The 25,828-nt window shown below is 55.8% G+C and carries 22 protein-coding genes; 4 read left to right on the top strand and 18 right to left on the bottom strand.

Annotated elements, in window-relative coordinates; all coding sequences use genetic code 11:
• Nucleotides 1-9: 9 nt before the first annotated feature.
• The gene (locus AAC076_RS03075) at nucleotides 10-1,455 is read left to right on the top strand and encodes a methyl-accepting chemotaxis protein (RefSeq protein ID WP_339842905.1); all 1,446 of its coding nucleotides are present in this window, start codon (nucleotides 10-12) and stop codon (nucleotides 1,453-1,455) included.
• A 36-nt stretch (nucleotides 1,456-1,491) separates the two neighbouring features.
• Here AAC076_RS03075 and AAC076_RS03070 read toward each other — a convergent pair whose 3' ends face one another.
• The 17 genes from AAC076_RS03070 to leuC form a co-directional block, all read right to left on the bottom strand.
• Nucleotides 1,492-1,776: a ComEA family DNA-binding protein gene (locus tag AAC076_RS03070; RefSeq protein ID WP_339842904.1), complete on the bottom strand. Its 285-nt coding sequence runs from the start codon at nucleotides 1,774-1,776 to the stop codon at nucleotides 1,492-1,494.
• A 157-nt stretch (nucleotides 1,777-1,933) separates the two neighbouring features.
• Nucleotides 1,934-3,151 (bottom strand): O-succinylhomoserine sulfhydrylase, encoded by a 1,218-nt coding sequence (locus AAC076_RS03065; protein WP_339842903.1) that lies wholly within the window; start codon nucleotides 3,149-3,151, stop codon nucleotides 1,934-1,936.
• Nucleotides 3,152-3,198: 47 nt separating this feature from the next.
• Nucleotides 3,199-4,704, bottom strand: coding sequence for an amidophosphoribosyltransferase (gene purF, locus AAC076_RS03060; protein WP_339842902.1), 1,506 nt, complete (start codon nucleotides 4,702-4,704; stop codon nucleotides 3,199-3,201).
• A gap of 50 nt (nucleotides 4,705-4,754) precedes the next feature.
• Complete coding sequence (locus AAC076_RS03055) at nucleotides 4,755-5,237, bottom strand: CvpA family protein (RefSeq protein ID WP_339842901.1); 483 nt, start codon at nucleotides 5,235-5,237, stop codon at nucleotides 4,755-4,757.
• A gap of 63 nt (nucleotides 5,238-5,300) precedes the next feature.
• The gene (locus tag AAC076_RS03050) at nucleotides 5,301-5,864 is read right to left on the bottom strand and encodes an SPOR domain-containing protein (protein ID WP_339842900.1); all 564 of its coding nucleotides are present in this window, start codon (nucleotides 5,862-5,864) and stop codon (nucleotides 5,301-5,303) included.
• On the bottom strand, nucleotides 5,857-7,146 hold the full coding sequence (folC, locus tag AAC076_RS03045; RefSeq protein WP_339842899.1) for a bifunctional tetrahydrofolate synthase/dihydrofolate synthase: 1,290 nt from the start codon (nucleotides 7,144-7,146) through the stop codon (nucleotides 5,857-5,859). The genes AAC076_RS03050 and folC overlap by 8 nt, the downstream gene beginning before the upstream one ends.
• Nucleotides 7,146-8,051, bottom strand: a complete 906-nt coding sequence (gene accD, locus AAC076_RS03040; RefSeq protein WP_339842898.1) for an acetyl-CoA carboxylase, carboxyltransferase subunit beta — start codon at nucleotides 8,049-8,051, stop codon at nucleotides 7,146-7,148. Before accD ends, folC begins: the two co-directional genes overlap by 1 nt.
• Before the next feature lie 44 nt (nucleotides 8,052-8,095).
• Complete coding sequence (gene trpA / locus AAC076_RS03035; protein ID WP_339842897.1) at nucleotides 8,096-8,899, bottom strand: tryptophan synthase subunit alpha; 804 nt, start codon at nucleotides 8,897-8,899, stop codon at nucleotides 8,096-8,098.
• 55 nt (nucleotides 8,900-8,954) lie between these two features.
• A complete protein-coding gene (trpB, locus tag AAC076_RS03030; RefSeq protein ID WP_339842896.1) occupies nucleotides 8,955-10,172 on the bottom strand; it encodes a tryptophan synthase subunit beta in 1,218 nt (405 codons plus the stop codon).
• On the bottom strand, nucleotides 10,169-10,780 hold the full coding sequence (locus AAC076_RS03025; RefSeq protein ID WP_339842895.1) for a phosphoribosylanthranilate isomerase: 612 nt from the start codon (nucleotides 10,778-10,780) through the stop codon (nucleotides 10,169-10,171). Before AAC076_RS03025 ends, trpB begins: the two co-directional genes overlap by 4 nt.
• Before the next feature lie 57 nt (nucleotides 10,781-10,837).
• Complete coding sequence (gene truA / locus AAC076_RS03020) at nucleotides 10,838-11,692, bottom strand: tRNA pseudouridine(38-40) synthase TruA (protein WP_339842894.1); 855 nt, start codon at nucleotides 11,690-11,692, stop codon at nucleotides 10,838-10,840.
• A gap of 3 nt (nucleotides 11,693-11,695) precedes the next feature.
• Nucleotides 11,696-14,536, bottom strand: coding sequence for a FimV/HubP family polar landmark protein (locus tag AAC076_RS03015; RefSeq protein ID WP_339842893.1), 2,841 nt, complete (start codon nucleotides 14,534-14,536; stop codon nucleotides 11,696-11,698).
• 176 nt (nucleotides 14,537-14,712) lie between these two features.
• Nucleotides 14,713-15,735 carry an aspartate-semialdehyde dehydrogenase gene (locus AAC076_RS03010; RefSeq protein ID WP_339842892.1) on the bottom strand — a complete coding sequence of 341 codons (1,023 nt, stop codon included), beginning with the start codon at nucleotides 15,733-15,735 and terminating at the stop codon, nucleotides 14,713-14,715.
• Between the two features lie 76 nt (nucleotides 15,736-15,811).
• Entirely contained in the window at nucleotides 15,812-16,924 is a 1,113-nt protein-coding gene (gene asd, locus AAC076_RS03005; protein WP_339842891.1) for an aspartate-semialdehyde dehydrogenase, read from the bottom strand.
• 76 nt (nucleotides 16,925-17,000) lie between these two features.
• Entirely contained in the window at nucleotides 17,001-18,083 is a 1,083-nt protein-coding gene (gene leuB / locus AAC076_RS03000) for a 3-isopropylmalate dehydrogenase (protein WP_339842890.1), read from the bottom strand.
• A 24-nt stretch (nucleotides 18,084-18,107) separates the two neighbouring features.
• The gene (gene leuD / locus AAC076_RS02995) at nucleotides 18,108-18,755 is read right to left on the bottom strand and encodes a 3-isopropylmalate dehydratase small subunit (RefSeq protein ID WP_339842889.1); all 648 of its coding nucleotides are present in this window, start codon (nucleotides 18,753-18,755) and stop codon (nucleotides 18,108-18,110) included.
• On the bottom strand, nucleotides 18,752-20,185 hold the full coding sequence (gene leuC / locus AAC076_RS02990; RefSeq protein ID WP_339842888.1) for a 3-isopropylmalate dehydratase large subunit: 1,434 nt from the start codon (nucleotides 20,183-20,185) through the stop codon (nucleotides 18,752-18,754). The genes leuD and leuC overlap by 4 nt, the downstream gene beginning before the upstream one ends.
• A 157-nt stretch (nucleotides 20,186-20,342) precedes the next feature.
• On the opposite strand from leuC, the gene AAC076_RS02985 reads away from it, so the two are divergent.
• From AAC076_RS02985 to AAC076_RS02975, 3 genes are all read left to right on the top strand, one after another.
• Nucleotides 20,343-21,260, top strand: a complete 918-nt coding sequence (locus AAC076_RS02985; protein ID WP_339842887.1) for a LysR family transcriptional regulator — start codon at nucleotides 20,343-20,345, stop codon at nucleotides 21,258-21,260.
• Nucleotides 21,261-21,304: 44 nt separating this feature from the next.
• A complete protein-coding gene (locus AAC076_RS02980) occupies nucleotides 21,305-24,205 on the top strand; it encodes an EAL domain-containing protein (protein WP_339842886.1) in 2,901 nt (966 codons plus the stop codon).
• Nucleotides 24,206-24,333: 128 nt separating this feature from the next.
• On the top strand, nucleotides 24,334-24,870 hold the full coding sequence (locus AAC076_RS02975; protein WP_339842885.1) for a glycine zipper 2TM domain-containing protein: 537 nt from the start codon (nucleotides 24,334-24,336) through the stop codon (nucleotides 24,868-24,870).
• A gap of 44 nt (nucleotides 24,871-24,914) precedes the next feature.
• Here the strand turns inward: AAC076_RS02975 and AAC076_RS02970 are convergent, their stop codons facing one another.
• Entirely contained in the window at nucleotides 24,915-25,811 is an 897-nt protein-coding gene (locus AAC076_RS02970; RefSeq protein ID WP_339842884.1) for a LysR substrate-binding domain-containing protein, read from the bottom strand.
• Nucleotides 25,812-25,828 lie beyond the last annotated feature (17 nt).

Raw genomic sequence — 25,828 nt, 5'->3', positions numbered from 1 at the left:
GGAGCAGGCATGGTTTTTCTTCAGCATATTCCTCTTAAGTACAAGTTCTGGGCCGTCAATTCCGTAGCTTTCGTCAGCACCCTGGTGCTGGTACTTGTCGCACTGGTGATTGAGCAGGAAAGCCTTCAGGACCAGCGCCGTGATATGGCTCAGGCCATGATTCAAGCGCCCCATGGGGATACCCCCGTTCCAGGGCTGAAGCGATTGGAACCCACGACGACCATGCAAGCCGCCGCCTCAGCTGCCTCTGTTGCAACCTGGATTCCCGCGGAGAAACTGGATCTCCAGAGCGCCGGGGCACTGACCGGCGCATGGATCATCCGCCGTGGCGGTGATCTTCGCCTACTGGGGGTAGAACGCGTTGATCTATTCGAACTGATGATGGCCCGCGCTCCCGTCTATGCAGCCGCAGTGTTCGTGCTGATGCTCGCGGTACTGATAGTCTCCCAGCTACTGATCAGCTTTATTACCCGCCATATCATTGCTGTGCGGGACATCATGCTGGCAGTCCAGGAAAGCGGCGATCTCACGCTGCGCGCCCAGGCAGAGGCCAAGGACGAAATCGGCTCCATTGGCCGGGCCTTCAATTCGATGCAAGCGTCCCAACAGCAGGTAGTCGGTGCCGTACGTCAAGCTGCCGAACAGCTTGATCAGGGCGCCTCCGAACTCGCTCAAGTGATGAGCCGCGTACGCGACGGCATGATCAGCCAGCAGGGCGAGACCGACATGGTCGCCGCGGCGGTAAATGAAATGAGTGCGACAGTGCAGGACATAGCCTCTAACAGCTCGAAAACCCGGGACCAGTCCCTGCAGGCAGACGACCTGGCACGAAACGGACGCGATCAGGTTGCCCGTGTTACCAGCACTATTGCTGGCCTGGCTACCAGTATTGACCGCTGTACGCGGCATATGGAGACACTGCAGGGCCATAGCCATGAAATCAGTGGCGTCGTGAACGTGATTCGAAGCATCGCCGAACAGACTAATTTGCTGGCGCTGAATGCTGCTATAGAGGCCGCACGCGCGGGTGAATCAGGCCGAGGCTTTGCTGTCGTCGCCGACGAGGTGAGAGCCTTGGCTCAGCGGGTTCAGAGTTCTACTGATGAAATACAAAGAATGATTGAAGCCTTACAGGGCGGTACGGCGGATGCCGTTCAGGATATGCAAGCCAGCGCCGGCCTGACGCACGACTCGGTTGAACAGAGTAATGAAGCGGGGCAATCCCTGACGGTCATTACCACGGCTGTCAGCCAGATTCGTGATGGTAATAGCGAGATCGCTTCTGCCGTTGAACAACAAAGTCGGGCCGCAGAAGCTATTACCCAGAGCGTCGTACAGATTCGGGATGTAACTGAAAGAACAGTAGAGCAGACCTTGCTGAGTGCCTCGACCAGTGAACAGCTAGCGACGCTGGCACATCAGTTGAGCGATTCGGTAAGCCGATTACGGACCTGAACTCACCACCCAAGGTGATGAGCTCAGTGACGTTGCTTACTCCAGAGCTATGCGTGCTTCATTGTTCTTGAGGGTAGAGGGCCCGATTCCTTTGACCTGAGTCAGGTCCTCGACAGCGCCGAAGGTACCGTTCTCTTCCCGGTAATCAACAATAGCCTGTGCCTTGGATTCACCTACTCCCTGCAATACTTCAGCCATCTCTGCTGCACTGGCTTCATTGATATTGACGCTGACCATGGACGTTTCTAAAGGCTCTGCCATGGCAGGCAAGGTGAAAAGGGCAGAAAGGGAAAGGCACAATGCCAGAAAGATATTTCTCATTTGATAGTCTCCTTGTTGGTTTGATGCCGCACTGCCGGGTACTGCATGGCAGGCTTGACCCGCTTCCCTGCGGCTCGACCAACTTAAAACAGCACTATCCCAATAAAAATGCCTTTTTCGTTCTAATGTGAAACGTTTGGCAAAAACGCAAATCAAATCATAGTGATAGTGCAGAAAGTCCACGTTGCAGATCTGCCTGCAGGTCCTCGACTTCTTCAAGCCCGATAGCCAGCCTGATCAAATTCTCCTTGATACCCGCAGTGGCCCGCGTTTCCGGAGTGAGGCGTCCGTGTGTAGTCGTCGCCGGATGAGTAATCGTGGTTTTGCTATCGCCCAGATTGGCTGTGATGGACATCAATCGCGTCGCATCAATAAAGCGCCATGCATCAGCGCGATCACCGCGAACCTCGAAACTGACCACCGCGCCAAACGCCTTCTGTTGAGCTCGAGCAAGCTCATGCTGCGGATGGCTGGGCAAACCGGCGTAGTACACATGCTCGACCTCTGGCTGCACTTCAAGCCACTCTGCCAGATATTGAGCGCTTGCGCAGTGTGCCTGCATGCGCAGCCGCAAGGTCTCAAGCCCCTTGAGAAATACCCAGGCGTTGAACGGGCTAAGAGTCGGCCCAGCGGTACGCAGAAAACCGACAACCTCCTGCATGTGCTCACGACGACCGGCAACCAGGCCACCGAGACACCGTCCCTGGCCGTCAATGTATTTGGTGGCTGAGTGAATAATCAGGTCCGCTCCCAACTCCAATGGTTTCTGCAGAGCAGGTGTGCAGAAACAGTTGTCCACGGCCAACAAGGCGCCCTGCTCCTGGGCAATCTTGGCAAGGCCGCGGATATCCACCAATTGAGCCAGCGGATTGGAGGGTGATTCAACGAAGAACAGCCGAGTATTGGGCTTGCAGGCCGCTTTCCAGCCGTGCAGATCGGTCAGCTCAACATAGTCATACTCCAGACCAAAGCGTTTGAAGTACTTATCGAACAGGCTGACTGTGGCCCCGAAGACGCTGCGCGATACAAGCACATGATCGCCGGCAGAGCACAAACTCATGACCATGGCCATGATCGCAGCCATGCCGGATGCTGTAGCAACGGCCTGTTCAGCGCCCTCGAGGGCAGCCATGCGCTCCTCGAAAGTACGCACAGTGGGATTCATATAACGCGAATAGACATTACCCTTGGCTTCGCCGGAAAAGCAGGCTGCGGCATCCGCTGCGCTACGGAATACATAGCTGGAGGTCAGAAACAAGGCTTCGCCATGCTCCGCCTCGGGACCACGGCGCTGCCCCGCACGCACCGCTAATGTATCGAATCCGGCATCTTCGAGGTCACTGTCGAGTCGGCCAGCATCCCATTCTTCAGTCATATCAGACTCACCTATGCTGTCGGTATCTGTTAAGCAGTATCGGGTAACTAGTTATTGTGCAGCTCGATCACAGCGTTGCCCATTTCGCTTGTCGACATGGCTGCATCGTTACGTGCCTGCTCAATCTTGCCGAGATAGGCTTCGTTAACGTCGCCGGTTACATAGTCACCGTCAAATACCGAGCAATCGAAACGGGTGAGCTTTGGATTACCCTCGCTTACCGCATCAATCAGATCCGGTAGATCCTGGTAGATCAACCAATCTGCGCCAATCAGTTCGGCTACTTCGTCAGTAGTACGGCCATGTGCGATCAGCTCGTGGGCACTCGGCATATCGATGCCATACACGTTGGGGAAGCGCACCGCAGGTGCGGCAGAGCAGAAATACACCTTGGCAGCCCCCGCTTCGCGGGCCATCTGGATGATTTGCTTGCACGTCGTGCCGCGCACAATGGAATCGTCGACCAGAAGAACGTTCTTGCCCCGGAACTCGAGTTCGATGGCGTTAAGCTTCTGGCGCACGGATTTCTTGCGCGCAGCTTGCCCAGGCATGATAAAGGTACGACCGATGTAGCGGTTCTTGACGAACCCCTCACGGAATTTCACACCCAGATGATTTGCCAGCTCGACAGCGGAAGTTCGACTGGTATCGGGAATCGGGATAACGACATCGATACCGTGGTCAGGTTTTTCCCGTAGTATTTTTTCGGCCAGTTTTTCACCCATGCGCAGTCGTGCCTTGTATACCAGCACGTTGTCGATCATGGAATCGGGACGAGCAAGATACACATGCTCAAAAATACAGGGTGAGTAGCTCGGGTTGTCTGCACACTGGGCCGTGTGCAACTCACCCTTGTCGGTAATATAAACCGCTTCACCGGGCTCCAGATCCCTGATCAGGTCGAAGCCCAGAACATCCAGCGATACACTCTCCGACGCAATCATGTACTCGGTTCCGTATTCGCCTTCGCGCTTGCCGAAAACGATAGGACGAATGGCGTGGGGATCACGGAATCCTACTACACCGTAACCGGTGATCATGGCAATGGCAGCATAGCCACCTGTGCACCGGGCATGAACAGCGCGTACGGCATTGAAGATATCTTCCTTGCCTGGCTGCAGCTTTCCGCCGCGGGCCAATTCATGGGCGAATACGTTGAGCAGTACTTCGGAATCGGAATTGGTGTTCACGTGGCGCAGATCCGACTCGTAGATCTCCCGTGACAACTGCTCGACGTTGGTCAGGTTGCCGTTGTGAGCCAGGGTGATGCCGTAGGGGGAGTTCACATAGAACGGCTGAGCCTCAGCTGAACTGGATGACCCTGCGGTCGGGTAGCGCACATGGCCTATGCCCATGTTACCCACCAGCCGCTGCATATGCCGCTGATGAAAGACGTCCCGGACCAGTCCGTTATCCTTGCGCAAATGAAGACGGCCCCGATCACAGGTTACGATGCCGGCGGCGTCCTGGCCACGATGTTGCAGCACGGTCAAAGCGTCGTAAAGTGCCTGATTGACGTTCGACTTGCCCACTATGCCAACAATGCCACACATGCCTCAATACCTCTTTTGCGGACTACGCTTTCTGCTGATAAGCGCAAGAATCAGCGACCGAAAAACCCGAGAATCATATTCTTGGACCAATCGGCCACCAGAAGAAAATGGGGGATCAGCTCGGACTGCCGCCACCACACATCACCCTCGACAGGGGCAAGGCTGAGCAGGCCCACTGCGACGACAATCAATAGCGCGCCGCGCGCGGCGCCAAAAATCATGCCGAGAAAGCGATCCGTGCCGCTCAGCCCTGTCACTCGCACCAACTGGCCAATCAGATAGTTGATCAGGCCGCCGAGCAACAGCGTAAGAATAAAGAGGATACTGCAGGCAACGATGACCCGGATTGACGGAGTCTCAATGAAAGGCGAAAGATGGCCTGCCAATGCCCCGCCGAACATCCAGGCGACCAACCCGGCAACAACCCAGGTCAGCAGGGACAAAGCCTCCTTGACGAAACCTCTGGCCAGACTGATCAGGGCCGACACGGCAATGATGGCAATAATGGCCCAATCGACCCAGCCTAACGTCACGATGTAACACCTGAAAAAGAACAGGCCAATATTCTATCAGAGCCCCTACCCGCTTCGAAACCGCTATCGCTTGCCAGTACCCACGTCATAGGCAGTCACCAGTCCTTGCATGCCGTGCCTTTTTGCCAGCTCGTCACGGAGTTTGCCAGCCCCTGCCCGGTCAATCAGCGGACCAACAAAGACCCGAGTAATGTCGCTGCCATCCACCCTGGCCGACAGGGTGTAAGCGTTGTAGCCCTGCGATACCAGTGTATCGCGCAGCGACTCTGCATTGGCTGCGCTGCTAAAACTACCCAACTGGACGACCCAGTTACCCTGGACAATCGCCGGGGCTGCTACTTCTGGCTGGGGCGGCTCGGGGGCAGATACGGTTTCGACCGGTACCTGTGGCGTCTCGGGCACAGGGGTCTCGTCGGAACCAGGAATGCCGGGGACGGGCTCTGGCTGGGGCAGTTCGATCGGCGCTGCGGCTCTGATCTCGGATTCATCCATCACAGGCGCTTCAGGAACTTCAACCTCCACGCGCACGGTTTCATCCTGACCGGACAGAAGCATCGGCAGGAAGACCACCGCCGCAATAATCAGCACCAACGCACCTATCAGACGTTGCTTCAACTTATCATCCATTGCTCACTTCCCGTGTCTGTTGGTCCAGCCAGAGTATGGCGGCTGAAACGGAGAAAAACGACCCGAAAATTACGATTTCAGTGCTTGCAGGTGTATTTTCCAGCACCTGCTCCAGAGCAGTGGGTATCGACCCAAAGGCTTCGGCACGCTCGCTCAACGCCGTCAGATGAGTAACCAGCTCGAGATTCGGGCGAGTACGCGGACTGTCCAGAGGCGCGACAGCCCAGCCGTCGAACACCCCTAGCAATGGATGCACAACGCCAGCCAGATTCTTGTCTGCCAGCAAACCGAAAACCGCATGGCGGTCTAGCGGTCTGGACCGAAGTTGCTCGGCAAGAAAGTGTGCTGCATGGGGATTATGACCCACGTCCAGCAAGAGCCTGCGGGGCTGCCCATGCCAACTGATAGTGCGCTGTTCCAGCCTGCCCACAACCCGGGCCGCCTCTAGCGACTCGATGACCAGATTGTCCGGCAGATCCAGACCTGCTGCCCAGAAAGCCTGCAAGGCGCTGCAGAGATTGTCACGGGGAAGATGCACTGGTCGCAAACCATCGATGCGCCGGGGCGTAGATTGGGGGCCTACGCCCCATATCGCCCAGCTATTACCACTGGAATCCCAGCCGTAGTTGCTGTTTCGCTGCTTAACAGGGACCTGAAGCCGCGCGACAGCCGAGACAAAAGACGGCGGTAAATCAGTTTCACTGCAGACCAGTGGTTTTCCTGCGCGCAGAATGCCCGCTTTTTCGAAGCCGACTGAATCACGGGTATTACCAAGATATTCCTGATGATCCAGACCGATGCTGGTGACGACCGCCACATCCGGATCAATGATATTCACTGCATCGAGACGCCCGCCCAATCCAACCTCGAGTACCCAGGCGTCCAGATCGGCAAGCTGAAAAAGATAAAGTGCCGCAAGGGTGCCGAATTCGAAGTAAGTCAACGATATTTCGGCACGAGCCAGATCTATTGCAGCAAAGGTATCGCACAACTGATGGTCGGAGGCCGGTTGACCGTCAATACTGACCCGCTCGTTGTATGTCAGTAGATGAGGCGAGGTATAAACACCTGTTCTCAGACCCGAACGGCGCAAGAGGCTGTCGAGCGCAGCACAGGTAGATCCCTTGCCATTGGTGCCGGTAACGGTAAAGACCCGTGAGTCGGGTTGCCGGATACCCATACGCCGAGCCACCTCGGCAACACGATCCAGACCCATTTCAATATCGGTAGGATGAAGCTTTTCCAGGCGGGCCAGCCAGCCCGCCAGATCAGCAGTCGGCATCAAGCGGTTCCGACTTCGGACTCATCCAGCTCCAGCTGTGCAACGGGTGCTGGCTGATCAGTAAGAATACTCAGAATGCTGGCCAGACGATCACGCATCTCGCCCCGCGGCACGATCATATCCAGAGCACCATGGGCCAGGAGAAATTCACTGCGCTGAAATCCGGGCGGCAATTTTTCACGAACGGTCTGTTCGATTACCCTGGGACCGGCGAAACCGATCAGGGCGTTAGGCTCTGCGACATTAAGGTCTCCGAGCATCGCCAGGCTGGCCGATACGCCGCCATAAACCGGATCGGTCATGACCGAGATGAATGGAATCCCCTCCTCCTTCATCTTCGCCAGGGCAGCGCTGGTCTTGGCCATCTGCATCAAAGAAAACAAAGCCTCCTGCATCCGCGCTCCGCCAGAAGCAGAAAAGCAGACGTAAGGAATACGCTCACGCAAGGCCGTTTCCGCGCCACTTACAAAACGCGCTCCGACGACACTGCCCATGGAACCGCCCATGAAATTGAACTCGAATGCACTGGCAACAATAGGGCTGCCCTTGAGAGTACCCTGCATGACGACGAGCGCGTCCTTTTCACCGGTATCCTTCTGAGCTGCAGTCAGTCGGTCCTTGTACTTCTTGCTGTCGCGAAACTTCAGGCGATCCACTGGCTCGAGTTCGCCGGCGATTTCGCTGCGCCCCTCTTCATCAAGGAAAATATCCAGACGGCGACGCGCATTGATACGCAGGTGGTGCGTGCACTTGGGGCACACATCCAGATTCTTTTCCAGCTCCGGACGATAGAGCACTGCGTCACAGGACGGGCACTTACGCCAAAGCCCTTCAGGCACGCTGCTCTTCTGTGCTTCGGAACGCACGATAGAGGGAATCAGTTTGTCCACCAGCCAGTTGCTCATTGCCAATCCTTATCTGTTTTCTTGACCAATCGGGTTGCGCCTGCTCAAGCATCCATCGCAGTGCGCATCTCACGAATTATCTTGCTGACCGCCTGCCGTCCCTGCTCGGGCTGACTTGCATGTTCTGCGATCTGGTTGACCAACACCGAGCCTACCACGACCCCGTCGGCAACCGAAGCCACGGCAGCTGCTGTCGCACCGTCGCGTATACCAAAACCCACGCCAATAGGCAGATCAGTCACAGTACGCAGGGACTCGAGCTTGCTTGCTACTGCATTGACGTCCAGTGCACTGGATCCGGTCACACCCTTGAGTGAAACATAGTAAACGTAACCACTGGCGCGTTTGCAGATTTTAGCCGCCCGATCCAGCGTAGTGGTCGGTGAGAGAAGATAAATGGTGTCCAGACCACAGCCCTGGAACAGGTTAACCACATCATCCGCCTCTTCCGGCGGGAGATCCACCGTCAAGACCCCGTCGACACCCGCGGCTTTGGCGGCTTCGGCAAAGGTCTCGTAACCCATGCGCTCAATGGGGTTAAGGTATCCCATGAGTACTACAGGGGTGGACTGGTTCGTCTCACGAAAATGCCTGACCATCTCCAACACATCTACCAGGCGGACGTGGTGGACAAGCGCACGTTCCATTGCCAACTGGATGACCGGACCGTCTGCCATCGGATCTGAAAACGGAACGCCCAGTTCCAGAATGTCGGCCCCTGCTTGGACAAGATCATGCATCAGCGACACCGTATTGCTCGGCTGCGGATCACCAGCGGTCACATAGGGGATCAGCGCCTTGCGGTTGGCGCTGCGTAACTGTTCAAAACACTGCTGTATTCGACTCATTACACTCTCGTTATACGTCTTTTATCGCACGCTCATGCACTGCATTGGGCAAGTATCAAATACCAATGCCGTCAATGTCGGCCACAGTATGAATATCCTTGTCACCGCGACCGGACAGATTGATCACGATGGTCTGATCAGGGCGCATGGTGGCTGCCAGTTTCATTGCATAAGCAACCGCGTGCGCAGATTCCAGCGCCGGCATGATCCCTTCGATACGAGTCAGCTCGCGGAAAGCCGTCAAGGCTTCTTCATCCGTGGCGTTAACGTAATTAACGCGCCCCAGATCCTTCAGCCAGCTGTGCTCAGGTCCAACGCCAGGATAATCAAGGCCTGCCGATACCGAATGAGTCTCGATAATCTGCCCGCCCTCATCCTCCATCAGATAAGTACGATTTCCATGCAACACGCCTGGACGCCCAGCTGCGAGGGGCGCTGCGTGCTTGCCACTTTCCAGGCCAAGCCCTCCGGCTTCTACCCCATACATTGCCACGGACTCATCTTCGAGAAACGGATGAAACAATCCGATGGCGTTAGAGCCACCGCCAACACAGGCAACCAGCGCATCGGGAAGCTTCCCATACTGTGCCAGGCACTGAGCTCTTGCCTCACGACCGATTACACACTGGAAATCTCGCACCAACTTTGGATAGGGGTGCGGCCCAGCCACTGTGCCTATGATGTAGAAAGTGTCATCAATATTGGTAACCCAGTCACGCATGGCTTCGTTCATGGCATCCTTGAGGGTCCTGGAACCAGAGGTGACTGGAATAACCTCTGCGCCGAGCAGCTTCATGCGATAGACATTGAGCGACTGGCGTTTCACATCATCGGCGCCCATGTAGACCTGACATTTAAGTCCCAGTCTGGCAGCGACAGTGGCGGTAGCTACGCCGTGTTGACCAGCACCCGTTTCAGCGATCACCCGAGGTTTGCCCATATGTTTGGCAAGGAGGGCCTGGCCAATGGTGTTGTTAACCTTGTGGGCGCCGGTGTGATTGAGATCTTCACGCTTGAGATAGATCTGAGCACCACCAACCTTGGCGGTCAGTCTTTCTGCCAAATACAGGGGCGAAGGTCTGCCCACATAATGAGCCAGATCATGGTCGAACTCGGCTTGAAAATCCGGATCGACGGAAAGCCGGTTATACAGACTTTCTAGCTCTTCCAGGGCGTCCATCAGAGTTTCAGAAACGAAACGACCGCCATAGGGGCCAAAATGCCCCCTTGTGTCGGGTATGGCGGCGTAATCCACTTTGCTTGATTCAGTCACGCTTTTACCTCATTTATGAAACGGGTGATCTTGGAAGCATCCTTGATGCCCTTGCTCTGCTCCACGCCACCACTTACGTCTACCGCCCAGGGCCGACAGCGGGCTACAGCCCCCCTCACATTATCTGCATCCAGCCCGCCGGCCAGTATCAGATTCCAGGCACGGTCGGCTGGGACCATCGACCAGTCAAAAACCTCTCCGGTGCCTCCGGGGACGCCCTGCTTGAAACTATCCAGCAGGATACCGCAGGCACCTGGCCATTTTGCGGCAAGAGCGTTCAGATCATCACCAGGCCGCACCCGCAGAGCCTTCATGTAAGGACGTGAAAACTGCTGGCAGTAAGCATCCGTCTCATCGCCATGGAACTGCAGCAGATCCAGCGGTACATTGGCCAGCACTTCACGGACGTATTCCGGCGCAGCATCCACAAACAGACCGACTGAAGTAACAAAGGGCGGAAGGCAGTCGGTGATTGTTCGGGCAGTTTCACTATCAACCGCCCGGGGGCTGGGCGCGTAAAACACCAGACCTATCGCGTCCGCGCCGGCCTCTGCGGCAACCAGAGCGTCTTCTGGCCGGGTGATACCGCACACTTTTACACGCACCATAAAGCTGTCCACACCTTGAAAGATATCGACCGATATTAACAGATCGGCATTGGAGCGTCAGTCTGGCTGGTTCAGCGCAGACAGAAAGTGCGGTCCCATGTAGCGCTCAGGTAAGCGGAAGCGCTCCGGGTAAGTCACATCAACGAGGTAAAGTCCGTAGGCTGGCGCGGTCAGCCCACCTTTAGCCCGATCGGCCGCCGCCAGAACCTCTCCAGCCCATTCAATCGGTCGCTCACCACAGCCGATTTGCATCAAGACGCCAGCAATGTTGCGGACCATATGATGTAGAAACGCATTGGCGCGGATGTCCAGTACAATGAACTGACCGAATCGCTGCAGTCTCAGATGGTGTATTTGCTTGACTGGTGATTTGGCCTGGCATGCCAGCGCACGGTAGGAGGTAAAGTCGTGTTCACCGACCAGTGCCTGCGCTGCAAGCTGCATGCGCTCCATATCCAGAGGTCGGTAATTCCAGGTCACTTCATGGGCCAGGTGCGCAGGCCTGACTGGGTCGTTGTAGATCACGTAGCGGTAACGTCGAGCCATGGCGGAAAATCGGGCGTGAAAGTCATCCGGCATGACCTTGGCCCAACACAAGCTGATATCGGCCGGAAGATTCGCGTTGGCGCCGTGAAACCAGTTCGCCGGCTCGCGGATTGCATCCGTGTCCCAGTGAATAATCTGGCAGGAGGCATGCACCCCAGCATCAGTGCGTCCAGCGCAATGCAGGTTTACAGGATGGTTAGCGACCCGACCCAGAGCCTTTTCCACCTCTTCCTGGACGCTTCGCACTCCCGGCTGCTGGCGCTGCCAGCCGCGATAAGCTGTGCCTCTGTACTCTACGCAGGCAGCAACCCTGGAAACAACAGCGGCCGCCTCAGGGGCGGCCGCTTCAACGTCTGAACGTCTCATTGATCAGTCAAGTTGCCCCATCATATCGCGAGCTTCCTGCTGCTGTTGCTCGTTTCCTTCCTCCAACACCTCAGCCAGAATATCCTTGGCACCTTCGCTGTCGCCCATATCGATGTACGCTCGAGCCAAATCCAGTTTGGTCGCAGACTCATCGGTACCTGAGAGGAAGTCGAACTCGTCCTCATCATCACCTTCATCGACAGTCGCTGGCTGATCCGAAGCAGGCGTTTCAGACTCAGCGAGTTGGACCTCATCTGCTTCCAGTTGTGCTTCAGGTTCATCCATAGAGGCATCCAGTTCAGCTTCAAAGGCATCAAGTTCACTGTCAGATAGCGACACCGTCTGCTCCTCTTCCATTGGCTCCAGCTCGGTATCAGGCTTGGATTCTGGCTGCGGATCACTTTCTTTCGCTGATTCGATCTCATCAGTCAGGGACAGGTCAAAATCCTCATCGAGCATGAATTCGTCATTATCGATCCGGGCAGCAGGGGCTGCATCCGCGGCGGGCTCAGTTGGCTCGTCCAGGTTGAAATCAAACGAGAAGTCATCATCCGCCTTTTCAGTCGGGGCTGGCGTCGTCGTTTCGGTCTGAGCCAGGCTTTCAGCCAGACTGTCGTCGAGATCGAAGTCGAGGTCAAAGTCCTCCAGATTTTCTTCCGCAACAGGCTCCTGAAGCGCCGCAGGCTCGGATTCAACATCGAAACCGCTGAAGTCATACTCCTGAGCTGCCGCTTCAGGCTTGGGCTCTTCAACCTCTGGTGCCTTCTCAACTACGACGTCGGAGCCTGGTTCCTGCAGAAAGTCCTCATCCCACTCAGGGTATTCCTCGGCAGAAACAGCAGCACTTGCCAACGCTGCCGCCATGACCGGGAAACGCACATTCAACATATCGATCTGAGTATCCACGGTACCGTTCTTTCTCAGAATCTCTTCCTGCTCGGAATAACCCTGGGCATCATCCAGCAGGCCATGAACCTCCATAAGCTTCAAACGCAGATCGGTGCGCTCAGGCTCCTGTTCGATTGCAGCGCAGAGAACGTCCGCAGCCTTGTCGAGCTTGCCATAGGCAATGAGCGCATCAGCCTCTACCAAAGGGTCTTCAGCAACGTTCTGTTCTGTCTCCGACTCTTCCTGGTAGCCAGCGAGCGCAACATTGAACTGATCTGAATCATCCGCATCCTGATCGTTGTTTTGCGCCGCCCGCGCGATGAAGTTATCCGCCATGTCGGCTTCCCGACGCGCATTTCGACGAGCTACTGCCATCAGGACAAGCAGCAGCAAAAGCATAATCAGACCACCACCTGCGAGCAGGAACGTCTGATTCTGCATCATGCGTTGCAGCAGTCCCATGGTGTCTTGCTCAGCGACTACCGGCTCCTCGATCACTTCAGCAGGCTCCTGAGCTACTGCTTCGGTCTCGATCTCGGCTACGGGTTCAGGCTCGGCCACCGCGGCTGGTTCAGCGTCCGCAAGTACCGTCTCTTCAGCCGGGACTGCGTCCGCAGCCTGGACAGCGTTTTCGGCATCAAGGGTAGCTGTATCGGTTGCCATGGAATCTTGACTGTCGGCAGCAAGCCCATCATCCGCAGCCTGGTCGTTTTCCGCGCTGATTTCCGGGGTCGCCTCGGCCGCGGCTACAGTCGGGGCATCAACAGTGGGCTCTGGTAGCTCAGCCGAATCACCCATGGCCTGCTGCATCGTAGCCAACTGCTCATCTTTCAGCTCGAGAAGACGCTGGAGGGTTTCCATCTGCGTTTGCATATCAGACAGACGACTTTCAGCTTCCGCTTTCTCACGTCTAACGGAATCCAGTTCTTCCTTGGTCGTATCCAGTTCATCACGTAACTGACCATCGCCATTACGTGTTCCCGCATCGGCACCACCCTCTTCCTGCTCATCACCACTGCCGACTAAGCGAAGGGCATCGCCATTGGTTGCACGTTGCGGCGCAGCTGCAGCCTCATCCAGGCGGCGGGCGTCCAACTGGCGTTGAGCCGGCTCAGCAGCCTGCCGTCCCTGCTGCCAACTCGCATTCTGCGCTGCCACCTGAGCGATCGCTTCGGATTGACTACGGCTGACCGCCTGGGATGCGTCGGGAAGCGTCAAGGTCTGACCTGCACGCAGTCGATTGATATTGTCACCGATGAAAGCGTTCGGATTGAGATCCTGGATGGCCAGCATCGTCTGATGAACCGAGGCACCCTGAGGGCGGTTGCGTAACGCGATCTCCCAGAGAGTGTCTGAGGTATCAGTGCGAATCTGGCCGCTGCTTTGCTCCGCAGGGGCTTGATAAAGAGGCTCTGCCGGTTGTGCGCTCAGCGCCGAAGACGCGCCTTGGGGCGCCGGGGCAGTCTGGGGAACACGCGCAGGCTGAACTTGTGGCTGAACACGTGGCTGAACAACTGGCTGGCTGACGGGGGCGGAAGCGACGACTGGACCTGGATCGTAAAGGGGTGGATCGAGCAGCAGGGTGAATTCCCGCAGTACTCGACCAGATGGCCAGCGTACTTCCATGAGGAAGTTCAAAAAAGGTTCGCGAACAGGACGGCTGGAAGTTACACGGATTACTGATTTGCCATCAGGCCTGATGACTGGCGTAAAGGTCAGGTCATTGAGAAAGAAGATCCGCTCGATGCCTGCCCGTCCGAACTCATCGGGCGTGGCTAGTGCAGAAATGATCTCCTGACTGGATAAATCCCGAACCTGGAGCAACTCGATTTCTGCATCAAGCGGCTGATTGAGCGACGAACGCAGGTTTATGTCGCCAACTCCCAATGCAAGTACCACACTCGAAGACATCAGAGCGCTTGCTGCGGCGACAGCCAAAACCAGTTTGCGAACCATAGCGAAGTTCCTTTGCTTTTATCGTTTTATCTCGCGTCAACAGACTTCATGTTCGCGTTCCGCCCTGCAACCTTCTCCCCAGCCCGGCACGCCTCAATCTGATAACTCGTCAGCACTGAACCCTTTTAACAGGGGAACCTTAAACCGCTTAATACGAATTGCACAGCAAGTATCGATTACAAATAGTCTTTTATCAATAACCGGAGGGTCTGAAGACTGTTAAGTACGACACCTTTTCGAAGATTATCAGACACAATCCACATATTAAGCACATGAGGATCTACCGGATCGGCTCGTAAACGGCCAATCCACACCGAATCGCTTCCTGTAGCCTCGGTAACTGGCGTCGGATACCCATCATCCGCCGGCTTGTCCAATAATTTCACTCCGGGCGCCTTGCGCAGAAGCGTTGCCAGCCTCTTCACGGCAAGAATCTCGCGTGTCCGCAACTGTAACACGGCAGCTGTACCGTAGAAGACCGGGACCACGACACAGGTGGCAGTCACTGAAACATCGGGCAGATCCAGAACCCGGCGCATATCCTCGCCCAATCGCGACTCGTCCCGGGTAAAGCCATGCTCGTCCAGCTCTCCGGTCCGCGGAATCAGGTTGAAAGCGGCCTGTTTGGCGAGAGCACCCGCTTCGGGAGGCTGCCCGTTAAGCAGGCGCCCGGTTTGCAGTGCAAGGCCTTCCACCGCTTCCTGGTCAAGGGTTGACATCGACTGATAGGTGGCGACTGCCACAGATTGCAAGCCAGACTCTTTCAATATTGGCTGCAGGGCGAGCACCGCTTGCACTACCTGGCTGTCCGGACAAACCACCAGACCAGGAGCAGTAAAGCCGCTCAAAGCCTGCGGATTGGCATCTGCAACGATCATCGGAGCATCAACCTGCCCACGCGAGCCGCCACTGGCATCAATTACCGAGCAACCAGCCGATAACCACTGCGGCACCCACTTTTCCGCAACGGCTTGCGAGCCGAGAAACACCACAAACTGCACCTGGGAAAAATCGAAGCGCTCCAAGGGCTCAACGCGCTGGCTCTGGCCCTTGTACATCAGGCGGCCACCAGCCACTTTCTCTTCGTCTACCAGGTGTAGTTTGGATATAGAGAAGTCGTGATCATCCAGCACATCGATCAGAACATCCGCGATCATGCCGGTCACACCTACTATTGCAACATCACAGGACTTACTCATTACTGTTCCTCGACTGGAAAAACAAAGGGCATCCTGCCGCTGGCGGGATGCCCTCCTTTGCAGCGGACCGGAAAAATCAGTCCTCTTGCAGGATACGCAACATGCGGCGCAGCGGTTCAGCAGCACCCCAAAGCAGCTGATCACCGACGGTGAACGCTGACAGGTACTGTGATCCCATATTCAACTTGCGCAGTCGCCCTACCGGCACAGAGAGCGTACCCGTTACTGAAGTAGGGGTAAGATCACGCAGGGTATCTTCCTTGGTATTGGGAACCACTTTCGACCAGGGGTTGTGCGCTTCCAGCATGGCTTCAATATCAGCCAGCGGCACATCCTTGTTCAGCTTGATGGTCAGCGCCTGGCTGTGGCAACGCATCGCACCGATACGCACGCAGATCCCATCGACCGGAATCGGACGACCGCTGCGGCCGATGATCTTGTTGGTCTCGGCTTGCGCCTTCCATTCCTCACGGCTTTGACCATTGGGAAGTTGCTTGTCGATCCAGGGGATCAGACTTCCAGCCAGGGGCACGCCAAAATGCTCGGTCGGAAAGCTGTCACTGCGCAGGTTCTCAGCGACCATACGGTCAATATCGAGAATGGCACTGGCAGGATCGGACATCTGGGCCGCCACAGACTGGTTGATAGCGCCCATTTGCCCAATAAGTTCACGCATGTTCTGCGCGCCCGCGCCGCTGGCTGCCTGATAGGTCATGGCACTCATCCATTCGACCAGGCCGTGCTCGAACAGCCCTCCAAGCCCCATCAGCATGAGACTCACAGTACAGTTGCCACCCACGTAGGTCTTGACGCCATCACGAAGCGCTTGATCGACGTTACGGCGATTCACCGGGTCGAGCACTATGACCGCTTCATCTTCCATACGCAGGGTTGAAGCGGCATCGATCCAGTAGCCGTTCCAGCCTTCGGCGCGCAGTTTGGAATAGACCGCCTGAGTGTAGTCCCCACCCTGGCATGTGATAATCACGTCCAGGGGCTTCAGAGACTCAAGATCAAACGCGTCCTTGAGCGGTGGAATGTCCTTGCCAATGTCCGGTCCCTTGCCGCCCACGTTGGAGGTGGTAAAGAACACCGGATCGATATTGGCAAAATCGTTCTCTTCAAGCATGCGCTGCATCAGTACGGAACCAACCATACCGCGCCAGCCTACCAGGCCTACCTGTTTCATGGCATCAACCCCCAGGGGGTAAGAAATTCAAAGACAGCTGCGCCAGCGTAGGCGGCGCAACACAAAGCCGGGCAGTTTACAGGTTTTTCAACGCTGCTACCACGGCATCACCCATACCGGAAGTACCAACAGACTCGCAACCCGGCGACATTATGTCCCCTGTACGCAGCCCCTTATCAAGTACCTGACTGACTGCCTGCTCGATAGCATCGGCAGCGTCTGCGCGATTGAAGCTGTAACGCAGCATCATGGAGACAGACAAAATGGTCGCCAGCGGATTGGCTATACCGCGGCCGGCGATATCCGGCGCACTGCCGTGACAGGGCTCGTACATACCCTTGTTGTTGGCGTCAAGGGAGGCAGACGGCAGCATACCGATTGAGCCGGTGAGCATCGACGCCTGATCTGAGAGGATATCCCCGAACAGATTGTCGGTAACGATGACATCAAACTGCTTCGGCGCCCGCACAAGTTGCATCGCACAATTATCAACATACATGTGGGACACTTCGACATCGGGATAATCGGCAGCCACTTCATTGACGACTTCGCGCCACAGCTGGCTTGATGCAAGCACGTTGGCCTTATCTACAGAACACAATTTCTTGCCTCGAATACGCGCCATGTCGAAGCCTACGCGAGCAATGCGGCGCACTTCGGTTTCATTGTAGGGCAAGGTATCAAAAGCAAAGCGCTCACCATTGTCGAGCACCTGACGTTCACGTGGCTGACCAAAGTAGATGCCACCGGTCAGCTCCCGCACAATAAGGATATCAAGCCCTGATACCACCTCAGGCTTCAGGGTTGAGGAGTCAGCCAGTTGCGGATAGAGAATCGCCGGGCGCAGGTTGCCGAAAAGACCCAATGCAGAGCGAATCTTCAAAAGGCCGCGCTCGGGCCGCAGAGCCGGATCGATAGCATCCCACTGGGGACCACCGACTGCGCCGAGCAGAATGGCGTCGGCCTGACGCGCACGCTCAAGTGTTTCATCCGCCAGCGGGGAGCCGTAACGATCATATGCCGCCCCACCAAGATCATCGAAGGACAAATGCGCGTCCAGCCCAAACTTGTCGCTCGCCAGCTTCAACACCTTGACCGCTTCGGCCATGATCTCCGGTCCGATACCATCACCGGGTAGTACGAGGATATTCATGCTCATGGTATTTCCTTTCAGATCCTGACGTTATTTGATGGCGCCGAAAAGCCAGGGGTTGTTCTGCTTGTGTGCAACTTCGAATTCCCGGATGGCGTCGGCATCCTCAAGGGTCAGACCAATATCGTCCAGACCGTTAAGCAGGCAATGCTTGCGGAAGTTATCGACGTCGAACGAATAGGTTTTACCGTCGGGACGGATAACCGTCTGAGCCGCAAGGTCTACGGTGAGCTCATAACCTTCTTGCTCTTCCGCCTGGGCGAACAGTTCATCGATATCTTTTTCATCAAGAACAATGGGTAACAGTCCGTTCTTGAAGCTGTTGTTATAAAAGATATCAGCATAACTCGGCGCCAGGATCGCACGAAAACCGTATTCTTCAAGCGCCCACGGAGCGTGTTCACGACTGGAGCCACAGCCGAAGTTCTTGCGCGCGAGCAGAACGCTGGCACCCTGATAACGGGGCTGGTTGAGCACAAAATCAGGATTCAAAGGACGTTGCGAAGCGTCCTGACCAGGCAGCCCCTCATCGAGGTAACGCAATTCGTCGAACAGGTTCTGACCGAAACCGGTCCGCTTGATTGACTTGAGAAACTGCTTGGGAATGATCAGGTCAGTATCGACATTGGCTCGATTTAGGGGTGCAACGAGACCGGTATGCTGGGTAAAGGGTTTCATGCTGTCATCTCCTGCTCAAGCATTTCGCGAACGTCAACAAAGTGGCCGGCGATTGCGGCGGCGGCGGCCATGGCCGGACTGACCAGGTGAGTGCGCCCTCCGTTGCCCTGGCGGCCCTCGAAGTTACGGTTGGAGGTCGATGCACAGTGCTCACCAGCCTGCAGCCGGTCGGGGTTCATCGCCAGACACATGGAGCAGCCAGGATCACGCCACTCAAATCCGGCTGCCTTGAAAATGACATCCAGACCTTCCTGTTCAGCCTGCTCCTTGACCAGGCCCGAGCCAGGCACAACCATCGCCTGCTTCACTGTGGCGGAAACCTTTCGGCCCTTGGCGACAGCGGCCGCAGCACGCAGGTCTTCAATGCGTGAGTTAGTGCATGAGCCAATAAAAACGCGATCGAGCTTGATCGAGGTGATCGGCTGATTGGCTTCCAACCCCATGTAAACCAGCGCGCGCTGATAACCGCTGCGTTTGACTGCATCCGATTCCTGAGCAGGATCGGGCACATTGTCACCCACGGCGACAACCATCTCCGGCGAAGTACCCCATGAGACCTGAGGCTTGATACTTGCCGCATCCAGCTCTACAACCGTATCAAAGTCGGCACCGGTGTCGGAAACGAGGTCTTTCCAGGCGACCACCGCGCGATCCCAGTCCTCGCCATTAGGCGAATATGGGCGATTTTTCACGTAAGCAACCGTCTTCTCGTCACAACCGACCAGACCCACACGGGCCCCTGCTTCGATGGCCATGTTGCAGATTGTCATGCGGCCTTCCATCGACAAATCGCGGATCGCCGAACCAGCAAACTCGATGGCATGGCCGTTGCCCCCGGCCGTTCCAATCTTGCCGATCACAGCCAGCACGATATCCTTGGCGGTTACGCCAAAGCCCAGCTTGCCCTCAACACTGACCAACATGTTTTTCATCTTCTTGGCTACCAGGCACTGGGTAGCGAGCACGTGCTCGACTTCAGAGGTGCCTATACCGTGCGCCAGGGAAGCGAAGGCGCCATGGGTCGCGGTGTGCGAGTCACCACAGACGATGGTCATGCCAGGCAACGTGGCACCCTGCTCGGGCCCGACTACGTGGACGATGCCCTGACGCCGGTCGGTCATGCGAAATTCCATGATGCCGAAATCGTCACAGTTATCATCCAGCGTGGTGACCTGGAGTTTGGAGACCAGATCATCGATGCCGGATACGCCAGCAGCGCGATTAGTAGTGGGCACGTTGTGATCGGGTGTCGCCAGATTCGCGTCTATACGCCAGGGTTTGCGGCTCGCAAGACGCAATCCTTCGAAAGCCTGGGGCGATGTGACTTCATGCAGCAAATGGCGGTCGATATACAGCAGCGCCGAGCCGTCATCGCGTTGCTTGACCAAATGGCTATTCCAGAGCTTGTCGTAGAGCGTTTGAGCGGACATGCTGAACTCCTGATGCTGGCTGGGTGCTGGCAACTGACATCATTCGTATCAGGAAGATGACGCCAGCACAGTATTAACTTCCCATGGATAATAAGATCTGGCATTTGATAACACAAATTCATAATATTCATGCATTGCATTACAATCAGGAATAGTTATGGATACCGCGAATCTGACTGCCTTTCTAGCGGTCGCAGCCACCGGCTCATTCTCCCGCGCAGCAGAACAACTGCATCTGACGCAGCCGGCCATCAGCAAACGCATCGCCAGTCTTGAGCACCAGCTTGACTGCAAACTCTTCGACCGCATTGGCAGACACATCAGCCTGACCGAGTCAGGCCTGGCATTAAGACCACGGGCCCTTGAGATCATCGACTCCCTGGAAGATACCCGGCGAGCACTGAGCAACCTTTCCAGCGTTATTCAGGGTCGCGTCAGCATGGCGACCAGTCACCATATCGGATTACACAGGCTGCCGCCGGTATTACGCGAGTTCACTCGCAGCTATCCCCAGGTAACCATGGACATCCAATTTCTGGACTCCGAGGTAGCCTACGAGAAAGTACTGCATGGGGATATCGAGCTGGCAGTCATAACCCTGGCGCCGAACATCGAGCCACCAATTCTTGCTGAAAGAATCTGGGACGATCCCCTGGATTTTGTTGTGGCGCCGGATCACCCCCTGGCGAGGGTTACCTCACTGACTCTCGATCGTCTGGCTGAGTACCCTGCGGTCTTTCCGGGACCCAATACTTTTACTCGTCGCATTGTCAGTGAAGAGTTCAGCCGGATAGGTGTCGAGCCGCAAATCAGCATGAGCACCAATTACATGGAAACCATCAAAATGATGGTTTCCATCGGCCTAGCCTGGAGTGTTCTACCACGCAGCATGCTCGACTCTCAGGTACAGACGCTTGCATTACCGGCCACACATTTGGAGCGACAACTCGGCGTTATCTGGCATAGTGGCAGAACACTATCAAACGCGGGCCATGCTTTTATCCGATTACTGAAACATAATGCCCAGATGGTTGGCTTGCCGCCTCTAACGCCAACTACTACTTTGAAGTCATAAATACAGCGGGAAAAGCATTCCCGCATGAAGCCAGGAATCGGTCGATGAGCCAGACACCCGGCACGCCTGAAGGTTATATCCCCGCGCGTGACGACGCTTCCAACAGCGACGATGCCTTCAGCATACTGTTCCATAGTATGCCGGTAGCTGGAATGCTGGCCGAAGCCAGTACCAGCCGTGTAATGGATGTCAACGACGCTTTCTGCGAGATGTTCGGATGGTCGAGAGACGAAATGGTTGGAGGTCTAACCTCTCAATCACCTATCTGGATCAGCAGTGAACAGCGCCAACAGCTCCTGACGGCATTTGATCTGCATGGCAGTATCCATCAATTTGAAGCCATTCTACTTTGCAGCGACGGGCATCTGAAGATTTGCCGCGTGTCCATGCGCAGCGTCAATATCGACGGAACGATGTGTCGTCTGTCTACCGCACACGAGGGCAAGTTTGGATCGCCGGCAAGAACGGGCAGCGTGGAGGCAAAGCTACGCGAGAGTCAGGAACGACTGAGCCTCGCTCTGGATGCTTCACAAATGGGAACCTGGGACTGGAATCTAGGGACCGGTGTGCTGCACTGCTGCTCACGAGTATCCATGCTGCATGGTCATTCTCCAGAGCCATGGAGCGGACCACTCAAGACATTCATGCGCGACATTCACGCCGCTGACAGGCGCCAGCTGCGCCGCAGCTTTATCTCGATCTGCCGCAACAACCTCCCCCGCTATCGACTAGTCTACCGTCTGAACACCGACCAGCTTTCCCCCCGATGGGTTGAAGCAACAGCCAAACTGTATCGCGGGCCCACAGGCAAGATTCAACGCTTCGTGGGGACTCTTGTCGACATCACCGACCGCCGCCGTAATGAGCAGGCCCTGATAAAGAGCGAGGCGAAGTTTTCCGCCCTTTTTCAAAGAGCACCAGACCCTTATATTCTGGTTAATGCCCGGTCGAATTTGGTCGTCGAGATCAACCGCTGTTTCACAGATTTTTTTGGGTACACGGCAGAAGACATAGTCGGCAGGACAGGGATAGAAGTAGGCCTGTGGAAAAATCCTGGAGCGCGTGACAGCGTCATTGAGAAAATTCATCAGGAGAATCGCCTTGCGGGATTAGAACTCGACTTTTTGACCAAGGACGGCCGAGAGGTTACTTGCGAAGTCTCAAGCAGTTTTTTCACGGTCAATCGTCAAATGTGCGTTCTGACTGCTTTTAAGGACGTGACCGCCCGCAAGCAGGTGGAAGCCGCCCTGCGCGCTTCGGAAGAAAAATTCTCAGGTGCTTTTAGAGCCAGCCCTGACGCGATCAGCATCACCGAGAAAGCCAGCGGTATGCACCTTGAAATCAATGAAGGTTTTACCCGCCTGACCGGTTACACCCCTTCGGACGTTATTGGTCGCACTGCCCGCGAACTCAACATATGGGCTGATTACAATGAGCGCGCAAAACTGATCCATACGCTGGAGAATAACGGTCGGGTATTGCAACAGGAAATGCGCGTGTTAAGCAAAGAAGGACGTGAGCTTCTGGTCGCCGTGTCCATCGAACCCCTGATCATCAATAACGTCGAGTGCATGGTCCTTACCAGCCGGGACATTACTGATCAGAAACTCATTGAGGCCAAGATAAAGCACCTTGCCTACCATGACGCACTCACCGACCTGCCCAATCGACTACTTCTGACCGACCGACTCAACCAGACCCTGGCACTTCTGACCCGCCATGACCTGCATGGCGCACTGCTGTTCTTTGACCTGGACCATTTCAAACACATCAATGATTCGCTTGGCCACTCCTGCGGCGACTCAGTCCTTCAGGAGGTTACCTCCAGGCTGCTGGCCAGGGTGCGCAAGGAAGACACCGTTTCCCGGCTAGGCGGAGACGAGTTTGTGGTACTTCTCACCGGACTCCAGGGTACGCAGACCGAGGTGGCAGTTGCTGTACAGCGCCATGCGGAGGCACTGCTGATGGAGATCGGAGCGCCGATGATTGTTGAGGGGCACAATCTGCAACTCAGCTGCAGCATCGGCATCGTTCTGTTACCCGAACACGGCAACAACCCTGAGGATTTGCTCAAACGGGCCGATATCGCGCTGTACAAGGTTAAAGAATCCGGCCGCAACGGCATGGCTTTTTTCGAACAGGCCATGCAGCGTGCGGCGAGCGAACGACTTTCCATCGAGACCGATCTGCGTGCTGCGCTGAACATGGGCCAGTTCAGTCTCTTTTACCAGCCACAAATTGACTCCCTGAACAACAGAATCATCGGGGCCGAAGCATTGATCCGCTGGGAACAGCCAGACAGGGGAATGATCAGTCCTGCCAGTTTCATTCCGGTGCTCGAGGAAAGCGGAATGATTCTCGCGGTAGGCCAGTGGATCCTGAATGAAGCATGCGCCTTTCTGGCTCAATTGATCGCGCGGCGCCTGATCGATCCCGAGCACTTCAGCATGAGCGTCAACATCAGTCCGCGACAATTTCGGCATCCAGAATTTGTCAGCCAGGTGCGTCAGGCGATAACCGAGCAGTCAGTGCCGGCCCGAACCCTCAAACTGGAGATAACCGAGAATATCGTAATTCAGAATATCAACGACACCATTGCTAAGATGCATGAACTCAGGGCTATGGGTGTATGCTTCGCCATTGATGATTTCGGAACCGGTTATTCTTCCCTGAGCTACCTCAAGCAACTACCCTTGGACTTGTTGAAGATCGATCAGTCGTTTATCCGCGACTGCACGCAAGACAGCAACGATGCCGAGATCGTAAGAGCCATCATCTCAATGGCTCGCAACCTCAGTCTTGACCTCATCGCCGAAGGTGTCGAGACACAAGAGCAACTCGCCTTCTTGCAGCAACAATCCTGTCATGCCTACCAGGGCTATCTTTTCAGCCCACCGGTACCCGCCGCGCAATTTACCCAACTGATCGAAAATCACGCACAGTAATCTGCCCTCCCAGGGAGATTTTTAGCAATTGCGTTTATCATAGAGAAGTTGAACTATTAGGTTGCAACGCTGTCCCAATGAAGTCCACTTCGGGTTTAGCCCGGTCTTAACGTATTGGAGTTTCAAACATGAATAAATCAATGTTGACCGGCATCGTGCTCGGCGCAGTTGTAGCAACTGCTGGCGGCGCTTTTGCCGGCTATACCGTCATGACAAACAAGACACCCACACATGCAGACGTGACCAATGTGGATCCGATCAAGGAAACCATCAAGACCCCGCGTGAAGTCTGCCAGGACGTAGCTGTCACGCGACAGAAGCCTGTGCAGGATGAAAATCGAGTACTGGGTACCGTGGCGGGAGCCGTAGTTGGTGGTTTGCTGGGTAACCAGGTTGGCGGCGGTAGCGGTAAAAAGATCGCCACGGTAGCGGGCGCCGCGGCCGGTGGCTATGCCGGTAACAAAACGCAGGAACGCATGCAGGGCAACGACACCTACACCACCACCGAAACCCGTTGCGAAACCGTATACGACAGCAGCGACAAGATTGTGGGATACAATGTCGATTACACGATTGGGGAAGAGACTGGTCGAGTGCGTATGGCTTCAGATCCAGGCAGCAAGATACCTCTGGAGAATGGCGAGCTAGTGCTGTCCCAGCAGTAATATCTGAGCTCCCGCGCCCTCCTGCAGGCGCGGGTAGTCCTCAGCTAGCCTTCTGACTTCTGACCCTGCTCGCGACACAGGCGCAGCCAATGCTCTATTCCGGCACTGCGGAATTTGTTGCGCTGCAGGGCGAAATAAAAACGACGTCTGAAATCACGGTGAGGGACAGGCAGGGGAACCAGGCTTCCCCGCTCGAAAGCCTCGACCAGTGTAATAGCCGAAAGGCAACCAATTCCCAACCCCGCCTCGACCGCTCTCTTTATTGCCTCGGTGTGCTGCAATTCCAGCATTATCTGGAGCTGAGGAAACAGACCGTGCATGGCCCATTCGAAATGTTGCCGTGTTCCGGAACCTGGCTCACGAACAATCCATTGGGCTTCAAGCAGATCAGCGTCAGTCAACCAAGGACGGCCAGCCAAGGGGTGATCAGGCGCACAGAACACCACCAGGCTATCTTCTCTCCAGGGCAACATATCCAGCTCTGGATGCTGCGCCTCCCCTTCTATCAAACCTACATCGAGCTCGAAGTTCAACACCCTCTGGACGATACTTGAGGTATTGGCTACCTCAAGCTTGACCCGCGCTCCGTTCTGCTCGCGCATGTATCGGGCCATAATTTCTACAGCCAGATAATTGCCGATACTCAGGGTCGCTCCAACCTTGAGATTGCCGCTGGCAAGCTGACGCCCCAATGCCAGCTCCAGACTCTCGGCTTGCTCCATCAGCGCCTGTGCACGCGGCCGGATTGACTGACCCAGTTCGTTCAATTGCAAACGCTTGCCAACCCGATCAAACAACTGAATACCAAACTGATTTTCCAGATCGCGCAGAGCGCTGCTGGCCGCAGACTGGGACATGGCTAGGCTTTCCGCCGCGCGAGTCAGATTTTCATGGAAAGCCGTTGCGAGAAAGACTTCCAGTTGCCTTAGACTGTATTTCATTATCGATTTTTCCGATT

Origin of the sequence: uncultured Halopseudomonas sp. (assembly GCF_963977355.1) — a bacterium.
Classification (GTDB): Bacteria; Pseudomonadota; Gammaproteobacteria; order Pseudomonadales; family Pseudomonadaceae; genus Halopseudomonas.
This window is presented reverse-complemented; position numbering and strand designations above follow the sequence as displayed.

Coding starts and splice junctions, on each gene's coding strand:
- AAC076_RS03075 (WP_339842905.1), top strand. CDS start 10: ATGGTTTTTCTTCAGCATATTCCTCTTAAGTACAAGTTCTGGGCCGTC.
- AAC076_RS03070 (WP_339842904.1), bottom strand. CDS start 1,776: ATGAGAAATATCTTTCTGGCATTGTGCCTTTCCCTTTCTGCCCTTTTC.
- AAC076_RS03065 (WP_339842903.1), bottom strand. CDS start 3,151: ATGACTGAAGAATGGGATGCTGGCCGACTCGACAGTGACCTCGAAGAT.
- purF (WP_339842902.1), bottom strand. CDS start 4,704: ATGTGTGGCATTGTTGGCATAGTGGGCAAGTCGAACGTCAATCAGGCA.
- AAC076_RS03050 (WP_339842900.1), bottom strand. CDS start 5,864: ATGGATGATAAGTTGAAGCAACGTCTGATAGGTGCGTTGGTGCTGATT.
- folC (WP_339842899.1), bottom strand. CDS start 7,146: ATGCCGACTGCTGATCTGGCGGGCTGGCTGGCCCGCCTGGAAAAGCTT.
- accD (WP_339842898.1), bottom strand. CDS start 8,051: ATGAGCAACTGGCTGGTGGACAAACTGATTCCCTCTATCGTGCGTTCC.
- trpA (WP_339842897.1), bottom strand. CDS start 8,899: ATGAGTCGAATACAGCAGTGTTTTGAACAGTTACGCAGCGCCAACCGC.
- AAC076_RS03025 (WP_339842895.1), bottom strand. CDS start 10,780: ATGGTGCGTGTAAAAGTGTGCGGTATCACCCGGCCAGAAGACGCTCTG.
- truA (WP_339842894.1), bottom strand. CDS start 11,692: ATGAGACGTTCAGACGTTGAAGCGGCCGCCCCTGAGGCGGCCGCTGTT.
- AAC076_RS03015 (WP_339842893.1), bottom strand. CDS start 14,536: ATGGTTCGCAAACTGGTTTTGGCTGTCGCCGCAGCAAGCGCTCTGATG.
- AAC076_RS03010 (WP_339842892.1), bottom strand. CDS start 15,735: ATGAGTAAGTCCTGTGATGTTGCAATAGTAGGTGTGACCGGCATGATC.
- asd (WP_339842891.1), bottom strand. CDS start 16,924: ATGAAACAGGTAGGCCTGGTAGGCTGGCGCGGTATGGTTGGTTCCGTA.
- leuB (WP_339842890.1), bottom strand. CDS start 18,083: ATGAGCATGAATATCCTCGTACTACCCGGTGATGGTATCGGACCGGAG.
- leuD (WP_339842889.1), bottom strand. CDS start 18,755: ATGAAACCCTTTACCCAGCATACCGGTCTCGTTGCACCCCTAAATCGA.
- leuC (WP_339842888.1), bottom strand. CDS start 20,185: ATGTCCGCTCAAACGCTCTACGACAAGCTCTGGAATAGCCATTTGGTC.
- AAC076_RS02985 (WP_339842887.1), top strand. CDS start 20,343: ATGGATACCGCGAATCTGACTGCCTTTCTAGCGGTCGCAGCCACCGGC.
- AAC076_RS02980 (WP_339842886.1), top strand. CDS start 21,305: ATGAGCCAGACACCCGGCACGCCTGAAGGTTATATCCCCGCGCGTGAC.
- AAC076_RS02975 (WP_339842885.1), top strand. CDS start 24,334: ATGAATAAATCAATGTTGACCGGCATCGTGCTCGGCGCAGTTGTAGCA.
- AAC076_RS02970 (WP_339842884.1), bottom strand. CDS start 25,811: ATGAAATACAGTCTAAGGCAACTGGAAGTCTTTCTCGCAACGGCTTTC.